This window comes from Shewanella sp. (genome assembly GCF_048265805.1).
GTDB lineage: Bacteria > Pseudomonadota > Gammaproteobacteria > Enterobacterales > Shewanellaceae > Shewanella.
Genome location: NZ_JBLXAT010000038.1, coordinates 12,654 through 30,723, shown reverse-complemented (window position 1 = coordinate 30,723; position 18,070 = coordinate 12,654). Strand labels below are relative to the sequence as shown.

19 protein-coding genes and 3 pseudogenes are annotated in these 18,070 nt (G+C 46.3%); 10 read left to right on the top strand and 12 right to left on the bottom strand.

What is annotated here, in order from left to right:
• Positions 1–417: 417 nt before the first annotated feature.
• Positions 418–1,353, bottom strand: a complete 936-nt coding sequence (locus ACN0TT_RS18685) for a hypothetical protein (protein ID WP_417763641.1) — start codon at positions 1,351–1,353, stop codon at positions 418–420.
• Between the two features lie 146 nt (positions 1,354–1,499).
• Positions 1,500–2,099 carry a hypothetical protein gene (locus ACN0TT_RS18680; protein ID WP_417763640.1) on the bottom strand — a complete coding sequence of 200 codons (600 nt, stop codon included), beginning with the start codon at positions 2,097–2,099 and terminating at the stop codon, positions 1,500–1,502.
• 188 nt (positions 2,100–2,287) lie between these two features.
• Here ACN0TT_RS18680 and ACN0TT_RS18675 point away from each other — a divergent pair, with 188 nt between their 5' ends.
• The gene (locus ACN0TT_RS18675) at positions 2,288–2,746 is read left to right on the top strand and encodes a hypothetical protein (RefSeq protein ID WP_417763639.1); all 459 of its coding nucleotides are present in this window, start codon (positions 2,288–2,290) and stop codon (positions 2,744–2,746) included.
• Positions 2,747–2,818: 72 nt separating this feature from the next.
• Here the strand turns inward: ACN0TT_RS18675 and ACN0TT_RS18670 are convergent, their stop codons facing one another.
• From ACN0TT_RS18670 to ACN0TT_RS18660, 3 genes are all read right to left on the bottom strand, one after another.
• Positions 2,819–3,709 (bottom strand): hypothetical protein, encoded by an 891-nt coding sequence (locus ACN0TT_RS18670; protein WP_417763638.1) that lies wholly within the window; start codon positions 3,707–3,709, stop codon positions 2,819–2,821.
• An 86-nt stretch (positions 3,710–3,795) separates the two neighbouring features.
• On the bottom strand, positions 3,796–4,671 hold the full coding sequence (locus ACN0TT_RS18665; protein ID WP_417763637.1) for a hypothetical protein: 876 nt from the start codon (positions 4,669–4,671) through the stop codon (positions 3,796–3,798).
• A gap of 133 nt (positions 4,672–4,804) precedes the next feature.
• Positions 4,805–5,113, bottom strand: a complete 309-nt coding sequence (locus tag ACN0TT_RS18660; RefSeq protein ID WP_417763636.1) for a hypothetical protein — start codon at positions 5,111–5,113, stop codon at positions 4,805–4,807.
• 49 nt (positions 5,114–5,162) lie between these two features.
• On the opposite strand from ACN0TT_RS18660, the gene tnpA reads away from it, so the two are divergent.
• The 3 genes from tnpA to tnpC all read left to right on the top strand — a co-directional run bounded on the left by tnpA (position 5,163) and on the right by tnpC (position 7,413).
• Entirely contained in the window at positions 5,163–5,462 is a 300-nt protein-coding gene (tnpA, locus tag ACN0TT_RS18655; protein WP_417763635.1) for an IS66 family insertion sequence element accessory protein TnpA, read from the top strand.
• Positions 5,459–5,803: an IS66 family insertion sequence element accessory protein TnpB gene (gene tnpB / locus ACN0TT_RS18650; RefSeq protein WP_417763634.1), complete on the top strand. Its 345-nt coding sequence runs from the start codon at positions 5,459–5,461 to the stop codon at positions 5,801–5,803. The genes tnpA and tnpB overlap by 4 nt, the downstream gene beginning before the upstream one ends.
• Before the next feature lie 86 nt (positions 5,804–5,889).
• On the top strand, positions 5,890–7,413 hold the full coding sequence (gene tnpC, locus ACN0TT_RS18645; RefSeq protein ID WP_417763633.1) for an IS66 family transposase: 1,524 nt from the start codon (positions 5,890–5,892) through the stop codon (positions 7,411–7,413).
• A 12-nt stretch (positions 7,414–7,425) separates the two neighbouring features.
• Here tnpC and ACN0TT_RS18640 read toward each other — a convergent pair whose 3' ends face one another.
• From ACN0TT_RS18640 to ACN0TT_RS18630, 3 genes are all read right to left on the bottom strand, one after another.
• Positions 7,426–7,710 carry a hypothetical protein gene (locus ACN0TT_RS18640; RefSeq protein ID WP_417763632.1) on the bottom strand — a complete coding sequence of 95 codons (285 nt, stop codon included), beginning with the start codon at positions 7,708–7,710 and terminating at the stop codon, positions 7,426–7,428.
• Complete coding sequence (locus ACN0TT_RS18635; RefSeq protein WP_417763631.1) at positions 7,707–8,642, bottom strand: hypothetical protein; 936 nt, start codon at positions 8,640–8,642, stop codon at positions 7,707–7,709. The genes ACN0TT_RS18640 and ACN0TT_RS18635 overlap by 4 nt, the downstream gene beginning before the upstream one ends.
• A 173-nt stretch (positions 8,643–8,815) precedes the next feature.
• On the bottom strand, positions 8,816–9,025 hold the full coding sequence (locus tag ACN0TT_RS18630) for a helix-turn-helix transcriptional regulator (protein ID WP_417763642.1): 210 nt from the start codon (positions 9,023–9,025) through the stop codon (positions 8,816–8,818).
• 139 nt (positions 9,026–9,164) lie between these two features.
• Between ACN0TT_RS18630 and radC the strand changes: the two genes are divergently transcribed.
• The 5 genes and pseudogenes from radC (at position 9,165) to ACN0TT_RS18605 (ending at position 13,388) form a co-directional block, all read left to right on the top strand.
• Entirely contained in the window at positions 9,165–9,656 is a 492-nt protein-coding gene (radC, locus tag ACN0TT_RS18625) for a RadC family protein (protein WP_417763630.1), read from the top strand.
• Between the two features lie 43 nt (positions 9,657–9,699).
• The gene (locus tag ACN0TT_RS18620; RefSeq protein ID WP_417763629.1) at positions 9,700–10,053 is read left to right on the top strand and encodes a hypothetical protein; all 354 of its coding nucleotides are present in this window, start codon (positions 9,700–9,702) and stop codon (positions 10,051–10,053) included.
• 124 nt (positions 10,054–10,177) lie between these two features.
• A pseudogene (locus ACN0TT_RS18615) lies at positions 10,178–10,483 on the top strand (type II toxin-antitoxin system HigB family toxin).
• 99 nt (positions 10,484–10,582) lie between these two features.
• Positions 10,583–10,954, top strand: a complete 372-nt coding sequence (locus ACN0TT_RS18610; RefSeq protein ID WP_417763628.1) for a helix-turn-helix domain-containing protein — start codon at positions 10,583–10,585, stop codon at positions 10,952–10,954.
• 25 nt (positions 10,955–10,979) lie between these two features.
• Positions 10,980–13,388 carry a TOTE conflict system archaeo-eukaryotic primase domain-containing protein gene (locus ACN0TT_RS18605; RefSeq protein WP_417763627.1) on the top strand — a complete coding sequence of 803 codons (2,409 nt, stop codon included), beginning with the start codon at positions 10,980–10,982 and terminating at the stop codon, positions 13,386–13,388.
• Positions 13,389–13,949: 561 nt separating this feature from the next.
• On the opposite strand, the pseudogene ACN0TT_RS18600 reads toward ACN0TT_RS18605, so the two are convergent.
• Positions 13,950–14,350: pseudogene (locus ACN0TT_RS18600) on the bottom strand (DUF927 domain-containing protein); the annotation flags it as partial.
• Positions 14,351–14,632: 282 nt separating this feature from the next.
• Entirely contained in the window at positions 14,633–15,751 is a 1,119-nt protein-coding gene (locus ACN0TT_RS18595; protein ID WP_417763626.1) for a hypothetical protein, read from the bottom strand.
• A gap of 105 nt (positions 15,752–15,856) precedes the next feature.
• On the opposite strand from ACN0TT_RS18595, the pseudogene ACN0TT_RS18590 reads away from it, so the two are divergent.
• Positions 15,857–16,422: pseudogene (locus ACN0TT_RS18590) on the top strand (IS5 family transposase); the annotation flags it as partial.
• A 213-nt stretch (positions 16,423–16,635) separates the two neighbouring features.
• On the opposite strand, the gene rplQ reads toward ACN0TT_RS18590, so the two are convergent.
• Positions 16,636–17,034: a 50S ribosomal protein L17 gene (gene rplQ / locus ACN0TT_RS18585; protein ID WP_417763625.1), complete on the bottom strand. Its 399-nt coding sequence runs from the start codon at positions 17,032–17,034 to the stop codon at positions 16,636–16,638.
• 40 nt (positions 17,035–17,074) lie between these two features.
• On the bottom strand, positions 17,075–18,064 hold the full coding sequence (locus tag ACN0TT_RS18580; protein WP_238897325.1) for a DNA-directed RNA polymerase subunit alpha: 990 nt from the start codon (positions 18,062–18,064) through the stop codon (positions 17,075–17,077).
• Positions 18,065–18,070 lie beyond the last annotated feature (6 nt).

The window sequence follows — 18,070 nt, the reverse complement described above, 5'->3', positions numbered from 1 at the left end:
GGGTTGATTCAACATCAATCAAACGGCGGCGGGCAACGGTCATAACAACACTCCTTGTTGTAGCAATTTCACTCCATGTGAAGGTTCAGCGTAGTCAATTCCCATCAACTACGCAAATTGATGGCTGTCCTATAATTTTGTATTTTTAAATGATAATGATTATTAATTGCTAATGACTTTGGGTCATTATTGATCGAATCTTCGACAAGATTCAATCGGAAAATAAGCTTAAGGTGCTGAGATTTTCGTTTTTACAGGAAGGGTGTTTGAGGAGGATGCCAGATGCAGGCAGTAGGTCATTAGGATTATGATTTTGGGAGCGTTATCGAGAGAGAAAGCATTTGAGGGGGGACGACGCGAGTAGCCCTCACTCAATGTCAGGGCTACCGTGCGATATTCCGGTTCTGCAAAGCCGGGTTATGTATTCATTTCTGACTGGAGAGTTAACGATGGTGCCGAGAATGCGTAAATACCAATGAGTGCCGGTATGGTTGTCAATGCGGCATATGCACCGACATAACTGGCATCATACTCAGACAGGAAACTCACAATTAACGGGCTCATGCCGCCAAAAACTGAGAGAGCAACGTTATAGCCAAGCCCCAGAGAGGTGGTGTTGTTGCGGGCAATGGAAAATAGCACCGTCGCCAGATTGGCTAAAATCAGTGCTGAAATCAGGCTGATCTTGATAAATGCGATCCATTGTTGCCACCCATCATGACCATGAATCAACAGATAATAAGCCGGATAAGAAACCACCAAACCGGCCAATAATCCGCCCGAAAAGCTTTTCTTTGGTGATGACAGGTATTTGTCCGTGATCCATCCGACCAGCAAGATCATCACAAGTAAGGTCACTGAATTAACCAAGGCAAACGGCTGAATGGGGAAATCTTTGGCTAAAATGGTGCTGGAAATATTCTGGACGTAGAAAACTACCGCTCCTGTTACAGACACCAAACCGATCCTGACTGTGGTTCTTACATCGTTGGTTAAGCGAGTCGGCTGTGGGGTCGGAAGCGCAGCGGGCAAGCGCAGGCGGAACCAAAAACTCATGGCAATGTTCACTGCGCCAATAATTAAAGGGATACGCCATCCATAAGCTTGCATCTGGCTTTCAGATAAGGTGCTTTTCAGCCCCATCACGATTAAGACGGATGCAATCACCCCAACAATTGAACTGGCAACAATCAGACTGCTGATACGAGCATGTTGTTCACGCTGGCTCCCTTGGTGCAGGTATTGAATGATGGTCGGGTACTCTCCGCCAAAACTGAAGGCCTGAACCATTTGCAGGCATAACAGGAGTATCACAAGACTTTCTCCCAAGATATTGACGGGTAAAGCCGCCATCAGCAGCGTTGCACTGCCTGTCAGGCTGCTGGTGATGATCAGGGCTTTTTTTCTTCCTTGTGTCCCCTGCCTTCAGCAGCCCGCTTGTAGCGAGTGACCGGAGGGAAGTAGCGGAAAGCGGGTCGACTGAAAGGCATTGTTATATTTCACTTTTTCCAAAACATCCAAGCAGGGGTTTTTGACGTTTCTTTGAGTTCTGGGTCGGGGACTGATTGCTTTTGCTCTAACACATGGAAGGGTAGTTCACTTTCATTGGCAAGCGCTTGATCATAGCGATAACCTACGTGGGCCCTTGCCATATCTACGGGAATATCAAATACATAATCAACCATTCCCTCGTCATCCTGGACTTTCTCTTGGAATTTTTTTGATCTGATTCCCTCGAACTCAGCAGGCAAACTGCCCCTTATTTCTAAGTGCTCTAGTGCCTCTTGCGCATTATGAACTACGCTCCAGACAAGCTTACCCGATTTATAGCCAGATGCCATGCTGACCATGATGCCTTCGTGAACTTGGCAAGCAACCACATCACCAAGAGATGAAACTCTTGATACGGATTCTTCTTCTAGTGCTGGAGCCAGAAAATCGTTGAAGTGAACCAGGTACCAGCCATTAGGCAGCTCCACGCCAGCTATCGGAGAGTCAGGAAATTCCTCGCGCTCTCCACTGGGTGAGAGGGATAGCATTTTGTGGATTGCCGCAGGTTCAGAATCTTTTACAGCAATCCATCCGATCTTAAATCCCATGATGAGTTTCCTTGTGAAATATAACGCTTCAATATGGGGCAGCCGAAACAAAGCGAAGCGGCGAGTAGGCTGTCCCAGCCCGCGCTTTTTTCGGGCGACATAATTGACTTGTTATGTGTTTGTACGCACCAGTTTATTGGCATATGGCTTGCTACCTAATTTATAGCCATCAATATTAGGAGTTAACTATGCAAATTGGAAGCTCAACAAGCGCATTACCTATAACGCCAGCGCAGAAAAGCGGCAACAATTTGCCACCCAATACACCCGTTACTGGCAATATGCAGCCGGAAAAACCGTTTATTCGTGAACTTGCTGAATCATTTGACCCTAAGAATATGAGCTACAAAGAATCCATGGAACTTGCCAATGCTTTAATGAAAGCTGGAGAAGGTGATTTAAGCTCAGCATTTTTACCGCCACCACTTTTAAAAGTTAATAGCGATGGAAGTGTAAGTGACATGAGAGGAACGCCTGAAGGTGAGGCCAAAATGAATGCCAAATTCAATATGTTTGATGTACTTGAAGCTAGGATTGATTTCAATAAAAGTATGAATATGCCAACAAACTTACTTGAAGATTCTTATTCTTTTTTAGAAAAAATCCAAGTAGCTCGTAATACGCCGAGTATCAATGAGTACACATAACGCCGCCAGCACGCGCGGCTTTGTAGTGTAGGCGAAGCCGCAACGGAAAAGCCGTCGCCGTGCCTGGCCTTGTTAGCGCTGTACAATGTAGGCATGATCCGACGGAACAACCAACGAAACACGCCCATCTGCCCCCATAACATCAATCGCAATATTCTTACCAAAACCATTGAACAAAATAGAAGTATCTTCAAATTTAGAATATTCACTTCCAAAATTGCTTTGCGCGCCTTTTACGCCATGCTCAGCAGCATACTTAACATACGGTTCTTTCAGGTGCACTGTTGCGACATCAGTCCTGACATTCGCGAGACGCATTGCCCCGTCCAAAAGCTTTCCTGATACGCCGCCTATCAATAATGGTACAACCAAGATCACCCCAAGCAAGAACGGTTGAAAGTCAACCAGTCGCTTCAGGCGTTTCGATTCCTCATCCGCAAGGTTGTCACGACGTTCTAGCAAATCGATTTCACGTGAATTCTGTTGATAAGTGCTCCACAGCAAAGCGCATCCCCAAACACACAACACCAAGGTTGCAAGAACCTCAATATCGGAAAAGCTAAAACCCCAGATAAAAAACAGCCCAAAAATCGCGAAAATGAACAGTTCAAAACCGCCTTTTTCTATAGTAAAAGGTGTGTAGTCAGCTGTTCTTCCGGAAACTCTTTCGTATCCTTTTAGCAATAGTAAAAATAGCTTTTGAAGCCCGTGCCATACGGGCCTCAGCGATAAACCAAGGCTTGTCAAACACACAACGAAAAACAGATAAACACCACCGAATGCAATAGCCAACAATATAAATAGCAAGCCATCACCAACCGACATATCCTGTGGGAAATAACCGATTTTCCAACAATAAAAGAGCAGTACTGCTCCGCCAACTACGACTCCAAGCTTAAAGGCAAGAGAAAGAAGCTTGTCTAGCAAATCAAGTTTTTCGTCTAGTTTGTTAATGTTTTCCACGACCTTTCCTTTGGACGCTAACGTTTGGTTAAGGGGCCGGCTTTAGCCGGTCCCGAGTGAGCGCAGCGAACGACTTGAACCAGTTGTTATATTTCATTTCTCAATTTTAAATAATGCTCTATTTTTCTAAATAGCGAAGCTGGAATCCATGACATACTAAAATTGAATTTCCCATCTTCACTTTCCGAAGCAGAAAAAAGGCAGTAATCATCATCAAAGTAGGACTCTGGTTGAGATATGATTTCGGCTATTCGTTCTCTTGCTTTCTTGGTTTTATGGAAGCTGGTGCTGTCCGTGAAGCAAATATAAATTCGCAATATTGATGTGATGAATTCTTCAACAATAAAGAATGCATCAAATTGCTCTTGTTGAGCCTCTAACTCAGGCTTTACGATTGCACCCCATTCATCGTACTCAGAAAGCAATGCGTTGCGATTAAATTGCAGCTCCAAAGTGGCGAAAGGTGCTTCGTTGTCAAGTGTTTTGGTTTTTGAATAACTTAATGGTGGCATTCCGCAGTGCTGGACATAATTTCGAAGCTTGTACATGAATTTGTATGAAAACTTATCGTCAAACTCTTTTGCGGTTAAGCTTTTGAAAAGTTTAAACTCACTTGATGCCTTTCCATGCTCCCTATTGACAGAGGTTTCCATGTGATCAAGAAACGTTCTGGCCGACATCATCAGGTTTAGGAGGGTTATATTAACCTCGTGGCCGAAAGAATCTAAGTCATATCGGCCAATTGTGTCGGTCTCTGTTGCAAAGCTTTGAAGGTTATTTTCAATGCATGTTTTGAAACACGCGAAATTGTAAAGCACGTACTCTACAAGCTTGAAGTGTCTGTTGAAGTCAAAGATTTCCATGTTGCAATCTCTAATTTCTTGTACTTCAGATTCATTTAGGCGTCGAAGTGCTTTTATGCTATCTCTTTCGACTCTGGCTAGCTCAATGTTTGAGTGCACAATTCTTCCTTGAAATATAACGCTGAGCTAAGTGGCTAACAAACCGGGTACGCAGCTAAATTAACCACCATAAACGCTATATTCAAATAAACAAAAAATGCCGAACGTTTGTTAGTCCATCTTGAGCGACTTGTTATGTGCGTTCTGTATGTGATTGCAGAACAACTCTTAGCTCTTCGATAGCTAATATAACTGTAGATTTATAGTCACTATAAATACTCTTAGAAAGTTTTTCAGCGCGATGAGCAATATTATTTCGTTTTTTTCGATATTTGCCATTTGAGTCCATTAGCGCTTTTAATTTTGGAACATCACCAATTGCTTCCTCAATCAGTGAAATTGGAGGTATAGAAGTAGAACTATACTCCGTTTTAAAACTTTTTATGTCCTTAGGTTTCTTACCCGAAACAGGAGATTCGTAAGCGGTTAATAAACCCCACATACCAATAGTACCCACACTTTGACATAGTGCCTTTTTCAACGGAGGCACTATGAACCAAGAACAAAAACGCGCTCACTGGACATCCCTCATCGCGCAACAAAAGCAAAGCCAGCTCTCCATTAAGCAGTTTTGCGAACACAATAACATCAACTATCAAACCTTCTTTTACTGGTCTAAGCGACTGCGCTCCCCTGAAACAGTACAGACCTTGCTGCCCATCACGTTTGATGAACCTCGCCATTCACTCTCTGAGGTTGTTGTCCTGCTTTTTACTAATGGTATGCGGGCAGAGTTGCCCGCTGCGCTCAGTCCCGCGCAAATCAAGCATTGGGTCGACGCGCTGCAATGACACCTTCCGGCAAGGTCTTCTTGGTCTCCGGCGTGACCGATATGCGCAAGTCCATTGATGGGCTGTCACTGATTGTCGCCGAGCAACTGGAGATGGACCCGTTCAGCGAAGCCTGGTTTATCTTCTGTAATCGCGGTCGCGATAAACTCAAAATCTTGTTTTGGGATACTAATGGGTTTTGGCTGTACTATCGCCGTTTAGAGAAAGGGACGTTCAAATGGCCTCGCCCGAATGCCCGGGGCGGGATGGTCATCAGCAAACCGCAACTTCACTGGTTGCTCTCTGGGTTGTCACTCGAGCACAGTAACGCCCATCAGCCCTTAAATGGGCTGGAAGTGTGACCGAAGATGTTGATCGCCATATTTCACTTGAACGATCCTTTTTAGCCGTCACACTGGGCATCATTCCATGCTGTAAATGATGCCCAATGACCGATTTCCCCAATGACATCGAACAACTTAAAGCCATGCTACTTGCCAAGGATGCCATGCTACTTGCCAAGGATGCATTGTTGCAGGCCAAAGAAGAGGAAGTCGCCGCCCTGAAAACTCAGGTGCAATTACTCGTTGAGCAGCTCAACCTCAGCAAATCCAAACGCTTCGCCTCCCAAAGCGAAAAGGTCGCCAAAGGCACGTTTAACGAAGCTGAGCAGCAAAACGCGTTGCCAGCTTCACCTAAAGCGCGCAGAAAACCAGGTCGTAAACCGCTGCCTGCTGACCTTGAACGCGAAGTGCAAACCCACGCCTTAAATGCACCGTATTGCGACGGCTGTGATGCGCCGTTACATGAATGCGGTAAGGAAGTCAGCGAAACCCTGAAAATCCTACCTCAACGAGTGAGTGTCATCCGCCACGAGCGCACTAAATATGCGTGTCGCCACTGCGAGCAAACCGCCGAAACCAGCAAAGTGGTCACCGCCCCGAAACCGGCGAGCATGGTCCCCAAAAGCATGGGCAGTGCCGAGGCCTTCGCCGCAGTGGTCACCGCCAAATACGTCGATGCCCTGCCGCTATACCGCCAAGTCGATATCCTTAACCGCTCTGGCATTGATATCAGCCGCGCCACGCTGGCGAACTGGTGTGTGCAGCTCGGCACTAAAGTGCAGGTCATTATCGATGCAATGAAAACGCAGCTTCTCAAAGACCCCCTCATCTGCGCTGATGAAACCACGGTACAGGTGCTGAGAGAAGCAGACAGACAGGCGCAATCCAAATCTTACATGTGGGTCTATCGCAGTGGCGAGTTCACCCCCAATCCCGTGGTGATTTACGATTATCACCCCAGCAGAGCGGGCGCTTGTGTGCGCGAGTTTCTTGGTGATTACCATGGTTATCTGTTGTCCGATGGTTACAGTGCCTATGACACGGTAGACGGTGTCACTCAAGCCGCGTGCATGGCGCATGTGCGCCGCAAATTCACCGATGCTCAAAAGGCATCCCCTTCGAAAAAGGCAGGAAAGCCCGAAAAAGCCTTGGCCTTTATCGCCAAACTGTATGGCATAGAGCAACGGGCCAAAAACCTGTCGCCCGAAGCACGCCAACAGATGAGGATGCAAGAAAGCCTGCCCATCCTGAATGACGTTAAAGCGTGGCTGGATAGCCAGCATGTTCTGCCGAAAGGGGCATTAGGCCAAGCCATCACCTACGCCAGAAATCAGTGGTCCAAGCTGCTGACTTATCTAGAAGATGGACATATCAGCATTGACAACAATGTGACTGAGCGGGATATCCGGCCATTTACGACGGGCCGAAAAAACTGGATGTTCTCGACCTCAGTCGGTGGCGCGAAAGCCAGTGCCAATCTGTATAGCTTGGTCATGACGTGTCGGGCGAATGACATCAATCCCTATTATTACTTTCGGCATCTGTTCACAGAGCTGCCGAAACGTTCACTCACCGATGACATGTCGGATCTGATGCCGTGGAATGTTGATATCAGCAGCATTGAGTAAAGCTGTACGGGTTTATTGAGCGCTTACGATCAAATCGGTACGTCTCTGACGTTCCCAATACCAACGCACATCATGTCCATCTCGGTCATTAAGCAGCGGGAAAATACCTGACAGAAATGCTAAGTCTCGCTGTATGGTACGTTCCGATTGAGTAACACCCTCAGCCGCTAAATATTCGAGGAGTTCTACAATCGTCTTGCGTTCGGAGGAGTTGGAGAGATATTTCAAGATCATCCATTGGCGGTGAACGACATTCACCGCTTTGGTATGGCGCTTAGAACTTTCCTTGTTCGTCATCTCACGCCCTCTGTATCCATATCTTCTAATATTGGGTTTATCAAACCTAATCCCCTGAAACATTGCAAGTATTCTGCTTTGGTATGTGAACAACCTATCAAATCTTCGCTCGGATAATACTCATCAAAGTAGCAAACCAGAGTCTCCCCTTCAGACAGGCTAAAAGTGGTTTTACTGCAGAGAAATAGAAATACTTCTGGCGCTAGATTACGCATCTGTTCGAACAGAAAAAGGTTACCGCGTTGATACAGGCAGAACAGTTGTAGATCACGCTGAAAGTAATGCTCAAAATAGTCGTACGATACGGGGAAACAAAGCGGTATCACAGCTAAGGCATGTAGTAATGGACTGGTGGGATAAAACTCCTTTATCACCGTTGCTGCGATAAACAATTCAGCCATTTGTCGATCAAAATTACGATCTCTGGTAGACCTAAGTTTACGACTTCCCCAAGTTAGGCTTTTTTCCAAAGTGCTGGATGCAAACCAATCATCTTCCGGCCAGCAACGGCGCTCTCCTCGAAATTTACGATTAAGCCGCTCACAACGGTTCAGGTACTTATCCAAAACGGTTTCCGCAGCCAAAACTAATGTTTTTTTAGAGCCCCTTTGTTCGGCTGCTTTTACCTCGTCGATTTGGCTTTGCAGAGAAACATTATTCTGCAAAAACACTGAATACAACTGTTGCAGGGCAGGTTGGGTAAATTTGAAATATGAAGCTGTGGGCAATAACTCGCCTTTTAACCAGGCCGCAGTACCTTGCAATGGTTTAGACCATGACAGAATAAACATGCGCATCAGCAGCAAGCTATCAAAATACTCATTCTCCGGCTCTTGATTTCGCCATTCACAAATCTCAGAAAAATCATCGTAATCTTGCAAAAAGATAATAGGATCGTAAGCAACCAACGCCCAACCATCCCAACGTTTCACAAACTCATTTAAAACGTAGCAATACAACTCATCCCAATACCGGCCAACCATCATGTGTCCCCTATGCCTTCATAACGTAGCCAATATAGTGCCGATGTAAACGTCAAAATATGACGTAGAAATACGAAGTAATGAGATTCTTAAGAAATTTTTTAGAGGGGGGATTTTGATTTTTAACAAGTTGAAGCGTTGCTTGGGTCTGACTCATCCCTTTCAGCAATACGCTCTAATATCCATTCCTCAATTTCACTTTCTACCCAAGCTGCAACGCGGCTTCCCAGTGAAACCGACTTAGGAAAAGTCCCTTCTGCGATGTATTTATAGATAGTTGAACGTGCTAGGCCGGTGCATTCCATGACATCTCTCAAGCGGATTAATTTGATGCTCATGATGAGTTCCTCAGTAGTTAGTCTCATCACATATGCGTCTTGTGTAATTTTTAACTTGGTTCGATATTTCCAATAATTTTCAGATATATATCACCGATGTGCATATACCAGATTAAGCAACCATGGAGGCGCTATGCACAAAGTGATTACCCTACCCAGCGACCATTGGTCACAAACCTCGTCCCAAATTCTTGAAACAGCAGCAGGCATCGTCGCGGAACGCTTTGTTCGCGGTGATGCCTTCTGTAACCCCAATGCCACCCGTGATTTTCTCCGCTTCAAGCTCCACCAGCATCAGCGTGAAGTATTTGCGGTGATGATGCTCGATAGCCAACACCGGCTGATTGAGTTCAACGAAATGTTTTTCGGCACCATTGATGCCGCCAGTGTCTATCCCCGCGAAGTGGTCAAAGCCGTGCTGCTCTACAACGCCGGAGCGGTGATCTTCGCTCACAACCATCCGTCAGGCTGTGCCGAACCATCAACAGCAGACAGGCGCATTACCGAGCGATTAGTGGCAGCGCTGGCCACCATTGATGTGCCAGTGCTGGACCATATTGTCGTTGGCGATGAATGCGTCTCCTTTGCCGAACGCGGCTGGCTTTCCCCGGTAATACCGGCATAAAGGGCGACCAAATTGGTCGCCCTTCTAGGTTTTGGAGTACATCATGATTGAATTTACCGACAGCTTTTCACAAGCTGCGGTTGCAGAGGCTTGCTCCGCATTCCCCGAGTTATTGAAGCGTATCAGCCTGGAGCTCACGCTGCAGATCTTCGAACGTCCGTTAGATGAGCAATATCGGGTGATTGGTCCGGCTGAAGTGACGCCACCAACCTCTCTGCGCAAAACCGTACTGTGTGTCTGCCGCTGCGATATGGTTGACCACCTGCCCAAAGAGATCAGCTTTTGCCGCTACCTCAGACATTGCGATCAATACGGAACGCCTGAGGGCGATTGGCAGAAAATCCTCAACGGCATTTACTACAACCACGGTGACAACACTCGATATGCCAAGCTTTAGAGGGTGAATAAGAGGAATTTGAGCCGCCCCAGGGAATGGGACAATCGGGGCTGCGGTAGCAACTCCTAACCGCATCAAAACTGCCAAACCTGCAAAAGTCCCAAATTTGGATTGCCATCTGTTTATGAGAATTATCGCACTATCAACCTTAAAAACATTTTGGGAAAACAGCCCAGAATACATTGACGCTAAAGAGCCAACGTTAGCGTGGTATAGGCATGCATTAAACGCGGATTAGGGATCACCGGCGGATGTGAAACAGGACTTTAGAAATGCCTACATCCTCAAAGATGGGCGTGTCGTGTTTAACATTGCCGATAATAAATACCGGTTAGTTGTTTGGATCAACTATGCCTACAAGGTGGTTTACATACGGTTTATCGGCAGCCATGCTCAATACGAAAAATTCGTTGGGAACGAATTTTCATGAGCAACGCGAGCCCGAAGGGTGAGGCTCATGGACGAGCCGAATAAAAAATTGATGTGCAAACGATTTGAAGCCAAAAAGTAGTAACAAGAGGTATATATAATGGACATCAGACCTATTAAAACAGATGCCGACTACCGCGCGGCATTAAACGACATCGAAAACCTAATGATGGCGGAGCCAGATACCGTTGAAGGCGAAAAGCTGGACATTTTGGTTACGTTAGTCGAGGCCTACGAAGCAAAGCATTTTCCAATGGATTTGCCAGACCCTGTTGAGGCAATAAAATTTGAGATGGAGCGTAAAGGCTTAACGGTTAAAGATCTTGAACCCATGATAGGCAAAAGTAATCGTGTTTATGAAATCCTAAACTACAAGCGATCACTCACGCTCAAAATGATTTGGAAACTTCATGAAGGGCTAGGTATTCCAGCAGAGTCGCTGATCAAGCCACCGCAAGTTCGCGCTTCATAGTGCTGCGAATCAAAATTAGTTTGTTATGAATGACGCTCGCTACCCAAACATTTCTGCTATTGATAACAGGCTAGCTGAGCTTGAAAACGAAAAGCAGCAGCTTCTCGCATTAAGAGAGGCTTTGCGTAGCGCTCAAAACGAGCGTTCAGTACAGACATTCACCCCAGAACAAAAAGTCGCCCTATTCAGACAACGATTTCGTGGAAGAGAGGATATCTTTGCCAATCGTTGGCAAAATCAACAGGGCCGAAGTGGCTATTCCGTAGCCTGTGATAATGAATGGGTAAACGGGGTTTGCAACAAACCCCGCATTAAATGCCAAGACTGTTCACACAGAAAGTTTAGCGAATTAAACGAGCACATTATTTACAGGCACCTTGCCGGTCATCAAGTGGTGGGTCTGTATCCCTTACTGAAAGATAATACGTGCTATTTGTTGGCAGCCGATTTTGACAAAGGCTGTTGGCAAGAAGAAGTCAAAGCAATGTCTAAAGCGTGCCAAGCGTTTGATATTCCACACGCGATAGAAATCTCGCGTTCTGGCAACGGGGCGCACTTATGGATCTTTTTTGACACCAATATCCCCGCTAACCAGGCTCGGACACTGGGTTTCGCTTTGCTTGATAAAGCCATGGAAATATTTCCAAATCTATCGTTTGACTCCTATGACAGGCTCTTTCCTAACCAAGATGCCCTTCCTGAAGGCGGGTTTGGCAATCTCATTGCGCTACCACTTCAAAAGGAGGCTCGCCTTTCAGGCCGTAGTTGCTTTGTTGACAGTGATTTGAATGCCATCGATGATCAATGGCGGCACCTTGCTGAGCTTAAAACGCTCACTCAGTCGAGTATTGATCAACTCATAACAACCATTTCACCCAATACCCTATTGCTGTCCGAACAAGGGCTAACAGACAACCGCCCTCCTTGGGAAATCACAGCCAAAGCTGCACCAATAAAATTAGAGTCTTTGCCGAAAAATGTAACCATTACCCTGGCAAACCATATCTATTTTTTGATGAGCGAGTTACCTGGGCCACTGCTGGCAGGACTAAAGCGATTAGCTAGTTTTTCTAATCCTGTGTTTTTTAAAACACAAGCGTTACGCTTTTCAACCCATGGTATTCCGAGGTTTATTTCCTGTGCTCGTATTGAAAACGGTTATCTAGCACTACCGCGAGACTGCCTCGATGATGCGATTGCTTTGCTACAAGAGCAAAACATTTCACCACTATTTGACGATAAGCGTGAAACCGGTAAACCATTATTAAAACTTACCCCTGAGTTCACTTTGCGAAAGAACCAGCGTGACGCTGTGGCCGCAATATCTAAACACGACTTCGGTATTTTGCATGCGCCCACCGCATTTGGAAAAACGGTTACTGCCATTGGTATGATCGTAAAACGCAAAGTAAATACCCTCATACTGGTTCATAGCCGACAACTGCTTGAACAGTGGCAAGAGCGCTTGCGCACGTTCCTACCCGAAGTAAACATTGGCAGTATAGGCGGTGGCAAAAGAAAGCCGAGTGGCATTATCGACATAGCCACCTACCAAAGCTTGGTCGATAAAAAAGACAACTCCATCACGCCTCTCATCCAAGACTACGGCCACATTATTGTTGATGAATGCCATCATCTATCTGCACCAAGGTTTGAAATGGTACTCAACGAAGTAAGAGCAAAATATGTGTTGGGCCTAACAGCAACACCAGAGCGACAAGATGGCCATCAAAAGATCATTTTTATGGCGGCAGGGCCCATTCGCTACAAAGTGAAACAAAGCACTGATGAGCAATTTACTCAAACCGTGATGATTCATCAGCTATACGATATGCCACCAGCTGAGCTATTAAAAACAGATAAGCGCCCTAAAATAAGCGATGCCTACCGCTGGCTCGTCGATAACGAACAGCGCACCTCAAAAATAGTCTCAGATGCCTTCCAGTGTGTTCAAAATGGCGGGCACCCGTTAGTCCTTACAGAGCGTAGAGAGCATGCAGAATACATACACTCACGACTTACCGAGATGAGTATCAGCGCCGTCGTACTCAAAGGCGCCATGAAAGCTGCCGAACGCAAGAATGCTGATAATCATCTGCAATCAGCTCAAGCCATCGTCGCAACAGGAAAATATGTGGGCGAAGGATTTGACCTGCCAAGACTGGATACGTTGTTTTTGGCCATGCCAATCGCATGGAAAGGTACGTTGGCCCAATATGCCGGTCGTATTCATCGTGAATCCGAAGGAAAAACACAAGTAACCATTCACGATTATGTGGACTGCGCCCTCCCTATGCTGCAACGCATGTTTAAAAAACGTGAGAAAAGCTACAAAGCAATGGGGTACGCCCTCGAGTACTTTGATGGTAACAGTGACAAGCAACCTGCACTCAAGTTGGAAGACGCCTCTCCATCAAATCCCAAGTCCAATTAGCAAGCCGCTCTTCGTTCAACACTTCCCCATGCCTTTATACCCATACGCCAAAACCACTATCCGTTTGGGCTTTGGATCGAGAAGCCAAACAGGGAAATTAGCCCATTTACTGTTTGGCGTCTCGATTGAAATCCAAAGCTGCTAGGTCGGTACTGGCTCAAAGCAAGGTTTGGCACTTTTTGCGCCCAAAACCAACCTCGAATCCAAAGTACAAACCGCTTGATTTTTTAAACTCAGAATGCAAATGATCGTTTGGCGTCTCGATTTTTTTGCACTAGCAAAATGCCGCCAAACAGCGCCGTATAGGACGATATATTTCAAACAGTTAGCCGCGCACAGGCCATAAAAAAGCCGCTTTGACTGGTTAGTTTGATGGCCATTTCTTGCATCTAATTCACCACGGCATCTGCACCCGGCCACTGAAAATAGACGGCATAAAAAACCAACAAGGTGATAAGTGACGTGTTATGGGCAAGTGGCAACGATTGGGATAGAGAATGGATACAACAGGTGGTCGCTTTATTGGTTGGGCATAGCGCGTTTACCCTCTACCCAGCACTAAGCCAGTGCAGCGCAGACGCCAACGATTAATAGCAGATTATCCAGACAATAACAGCCAACGTGCTGCGGCCAACTGTCGCTGCTACCTTGTTTCTATCGGGTGCATGGCTTGCAGCACCATGTGCGGGCTACCGCAGTGTTCACTGGGGTAAAAGGTGAGGCGCGGATGCGAATAAGCGTGGAGATGCCAGCCAATGCAGTTCACGCTGATGGCCTTTTGCGTGACCAGTTAGCCCATTTGTTGAATAAACAGCGAGAGCAACTTCCACGCTTTGACACTGTTGCTTAGCCGCATTCCTCGGCTGAGTAGTATTCGACCCGTCTCCAACCAATAGTTCTGCGGGCATAGCCCAGTAGCGATGGCGATTGTCATCGTCTAACCAATGCAATAAATAGCCGTATTCAGGGGGGTGACCATACTTTCATAGAAACCTTTCACCACTCGTCTTAGCAAGCCCTTCTTTACGCTATCGGCTAGGAAATTTCTAAAAACAGGGGGCACAGAGCACACCCAACATAAAAGCAAACTCAGTTGTACCGTGCACGCCTCAGCCAACGCTAACCGCTTTCGCGAATACGTTTAGTAGCTATTCAGATTTACCCATAGGTCTACACCTTTCGGCAAATCTAAACTTAGCGATATTTTTGCTAACAAGGCTTGGCCTGTCTATAAACCCCATCATTTAGAGTAAATCACTCAAGCGATTTAACAACGCTTTACGACTGCTATTAGCTACAACAAAGCGCTTAAAACTATGTTCAAATGCCTCTATATCGTTTTTAAACTGATAGGCTTCAAACAGCTGATGCAGGTAGCGTGATGCCTCATCATACCCGCTGGCGCAGGTGTGATTCGCTTGCTCTTGTGATTGCTGCCAGTAGTGCTCACGCTGGTTGTAGATATCCGTCAACGCTTTTTCTTTTTCCGCTTTTTCAAGGGCCATTTTCTTTGCTAGCGCGTCAGCTTGCTCTTGCTGTAATTGGCTTTGCGCTTGCTCAATGAAAGGGTTAATTACATCGGGGGTTAACCAGTATTGATAGATTTCGTCTGTGTTGGCTGGTTCATTTCGCGTCAACGCTAAGGCTTGGTGTCGGGTTAACAGGCCTTGCTCAAACAGCGCGCGTAATAGCGTGTCCTTCTCTGCTTCCGAGAGATTATGGAGCCAGGCATCAAACTGAAACTGGGCTTGTTTGGCTGGATGACTTGGTTGTTCCTTCAGTGCCATTGCGAGCGCTTTAACCCAAGCCAAGGGTATATCGTAAAGGGCGGTAAAAGCTTGAACCTCTTTACTGAGATGCACAAAATCGAATTGAATTAGAGGTATACCATCAAGCTCTTCGTTGAAATCACACTCTTTCAGCCACATAAAGTACACAAGACGCCAATCACCATATATTAACGTGCTGCGTAAAATAGCTAAATGTTGGAAAAAATCGTCAGCATCTTCGTCATCAAAATACTCATCATATTCCTCAAGGGAGAATATAAGCAGTTGCCACTCATCGGTTTGGTCCACATGAAACCCATCACTGGAAAAACCAAGTAACGCTTCAGGAATTGTTCCTGCTGGTAGCTTGATGTATGCATCGATTGAACCCCAATCAGCATAGTAAAACCCGATGTCGAAGTACTTTAACATCAACTCAGTAGGTTGCGCCTTTAAGTCACTGTAGGTGTAATAAACCTGAAATGATGATGCACTGATCTCGGCACGACTTGAAATGGTTCTGAGAGCTTGGCGTGCTTTAGCATCTAAATACCCATCCAGGCGCTCAAATTTATAGTATTGATATTCGCTCACAATGACCTTGCTATGCGTTAGTGCCGAATTGAAAAATTTGTTTTAACAAGGGCCGCCCCCTGAAAAACCCCGTGATAATAATTAACGATATCAGCAAATTATGCAATGGCGCAAGGCACGTTAGTCGATGAAATCGATTATCGAAGCACCAAACTCAACCACGAACAAGCAAAACCAACGTGACGGCGATATGCATCAAACCAAGAAAGGCAACCAGTGACACTTTGGAATGAAGGCTCATATCAGCGGCGATGCCAAAAGTGATTTAACTCACAGCTTGGTGACTACGTCAGCGAACGAGCACGATTTAAATCAGTTGGAAAACTTGCTACACAGTGAAGAGCCATTTGTGTCAGCCGATGTCGGTTATCAAAGCGCAGAAAAGCGCAAGCCCTTTGCAGATAGGAAGGTTGATTGGTGTCCTAGTCAGGTGAGAGCCCTCAAACAACATCCACGTCTCAACAAAGTGCTTATCAGAACTGAGCACCTGAAGGCTAGCATTAGAACTAAGGTAGAACATCCGTTCCGCATCATTAAATGTCAGTTTGGTTTTGTGAAAGCCAGCTATAAAGGCTTGGTGAAAAACGATAATCATCGAGCGATGTTATTGGCGTTGGCCAACATCGTCAGATGTGGACCAGATGTTACGCTATGAGCCGAAGACAACCTAAAATCGGGTAATAGGCCAGAAAACTGGCTAAAAGTGAGGTAAAACTGCTGTTTTTTGCCAAAGGGCGAAAAACTGTGCCGAAAAGGTAGAGGAAGAAATTTCGGTGGATTTAAACCTTAGCGTACTGACTTAATCGCAGGTTCCCTCATAGCTCACCAAAATTTACGCAAGAAAAAGCCGGGCCTAAGCCCGGCTTTATTATCTCCTACGGAGATTATTCTGCAGCTGCTTCAGCGTCAACGGCTTCAGCAGTTTCTGGGCGACCTACCAGCTCAATGTATGCCATTGGAGCTTTGTCACCAGCACGCAGACCACATTTCAGGATGCGGGTGTAACCACCTGCACGTTCCTGATAGCGTGGACCCAATTCGTTAAACAGTTTACCTACGACTTCTTGGTCGCGGGTACGTGCAAATGCCAAACGGCGGTTTGCTACGCTGTCACTCTTAGCGAGTGTAATCAGGGGCTCAACTACGCGACGCAGTTCTTTAGCCTTCACTACGGTCGTCTTGATGATTTCGTGACGAACCAGTGAGCTTGCCATGTTACGGAACATAGCTTGGCGATGACTGCTGTTGCGGTTAAGTTGACGACCACTCTTACGATGGCGCATGACTTAATCCTTATAACCTGTATCTGTACAAACCTGGGACTTACAGGTCGTCTGCTAAACTAGCTGGAGGCCAGTTTTCCAGACGCATACCTAACGACAGTCCGCGAGATGCCAGCACGTCTTTGATCTCTGTAAGAGATTTCTTACCGAGGTTAGGCGTTTTTAGCAGCTCTACTTCAGTGCGTTGTACCAGATCACCGATGTAATGAATCGCTTCGGCCTTCAAACAGTTGGCCGAACGTACAGTTAGCTCTAAATCGTCGACAGGACGCAGCAGTATCGGATCGAACTCAGGCTTCTCTTCTTTCTTCTCTGGCTCGGTCACATCGCGCAGCTCAACGAAGGCATCCAACTGCTCAGCTAAAATTGTAGCTGAACGACGGATAGCTTCCTCTGGGTCGATAGTGCCGTTAGTGGTCATATCAATGACCAGTTTATCCAAATCAGTACGCTGTTCTACACGCGCAGCTTCTACATTGTAGGCGATACGCACAACAGGTGAAAATGAAGCGTCAACCAGCAGACGGCCAATTGGACGATCGTCTTCTTCAGTTTGAGCACGAGCTGAAGCCGGTACATAACCGCGGCCACGTTCAACACGAATACGCATGCTGATGTCGTGGTTTCCTGTCAGATGACAGATCACGTGTTCCGGATTCGCGATGGTAACATCACCATCGTGGGTAATATCTGCTGCGGTGACAGGGCCTGCGCCGGACTTGCTCAAAGTGAGCAAAGCCTCATCTTTCCCCTCGAGAATTACCGCTAACCCTTTCAGGTTAAGTAAAATCTCGAGAATATCTTCTTGTACGCCTTCCTTACTGCTGTATTCGTGCAGTACACCGTCGATCTCGACTTCGGTAACCGCGCAGCCGGGCATAGACGACAATAGGATGCGACGCAACGCGTTACCTAATGTATGCCCAAAACCACGTTCTAGTGGCTCAAGCACTACCTTGGCACGAGTTGGGTTAACCTGCTCGATATCTACGAGACGCGGTTTAAGAAATTCTGTAACAGAACCCTGCATTGTGTC

Coding starts and splice junctions, on each gene's coding strand:
- ACN0TT_RS18685 (WP_417763641.1), bottom strand. CDS start 1,353: ATGGCGGCTTTACCCGTCAATATCTTGGGAGAAAGTCTTGTGATACTC.
- ACN0TT_RS18620 (WP_417763629.1), top strand. CDS start 9,700: ATGATTGAATTTACCGACAGCTTTTCACAAGCTGCGGTTGCAGAGGCT.
- tnpA (WP_417763635.1), top strand. CDS start 5,163: ATGAACCAAGAACAAAAACGCGCTCACTGGACATCCCTCATCGCGCAA.
- tnpB (WP_417763634.1), top strand. CDS start 5,459: ATGACACCTTCCGGCAAGGTCTTCTTGGTCTCCGGCGTGACCGATATG.
- ACN0TT_RS18640 (WP_417763632.1), bottom strand. CDS start 7,710: ATGACGAACAAGGAAAGTTCTAAGCGCCATACCAAAGCGGTGAATGTC.
- rplQ (WP_417763625.1), bottom strand. CDS start 17,034: ATGCGCCATCGTAAGAGTGGTCGTCAACTTAACCGCAACAGCAGTCAT.
- ACN0TT_RS18675 (WP_417763639.1), top strand. CDS start 2,288: ATGCAAATTGGAAGCTCAACAAGCGCATTACCTATAACGCCAGCGCAG.
- ACN0TT_RS18680 (WP_417763640.1), bottom strand. CDS start 2,099: ATGGGATTTAAGATCGGATGGATTGCTGTAAAAGATTCTGAACCTGCG.
- tnpC (WP_417763633.1), top strand. CDS start 5,890: ATGACCGATTTCCCCAATGACATCGAACAACTTAAAGCCATGCTACTT.
- ACN0TT_RS18580 (WP_238897325.1), bottom strand. CDS start 18,064: ATGCAGGGTTCTGTTACAGAATTTCTTAAACCGCGTCTCGTAGATATC.
- ACN0TT_RS18605 (WP_417763627.1), top strand. CDS start 10,980: ATGAATGACGCTCGCTACCCAAACATTTCTGCTATTGATAACAGGCTA.
- ACN0TT_RS18660 (WP_417763636.1), bottom strand. CDS start 5,113: ATGTGGGGTTTATTAACCGCTTACGAATCTCCTGTTTCGGGTAAGAAA.
- ACN0TT_RS18610 (WP_417763628.1), top strand. CDS start 10,583: ATGGACATCAGACCTATTAAAACAGATGCCGACTACCGCGCGGCATTA.
- radC (WP_417763630.1), top strand. CDS start 9,165: ATGCACAAAGTGATTACCCTACCCAGCGACCATTGGTCACAAACCTCG.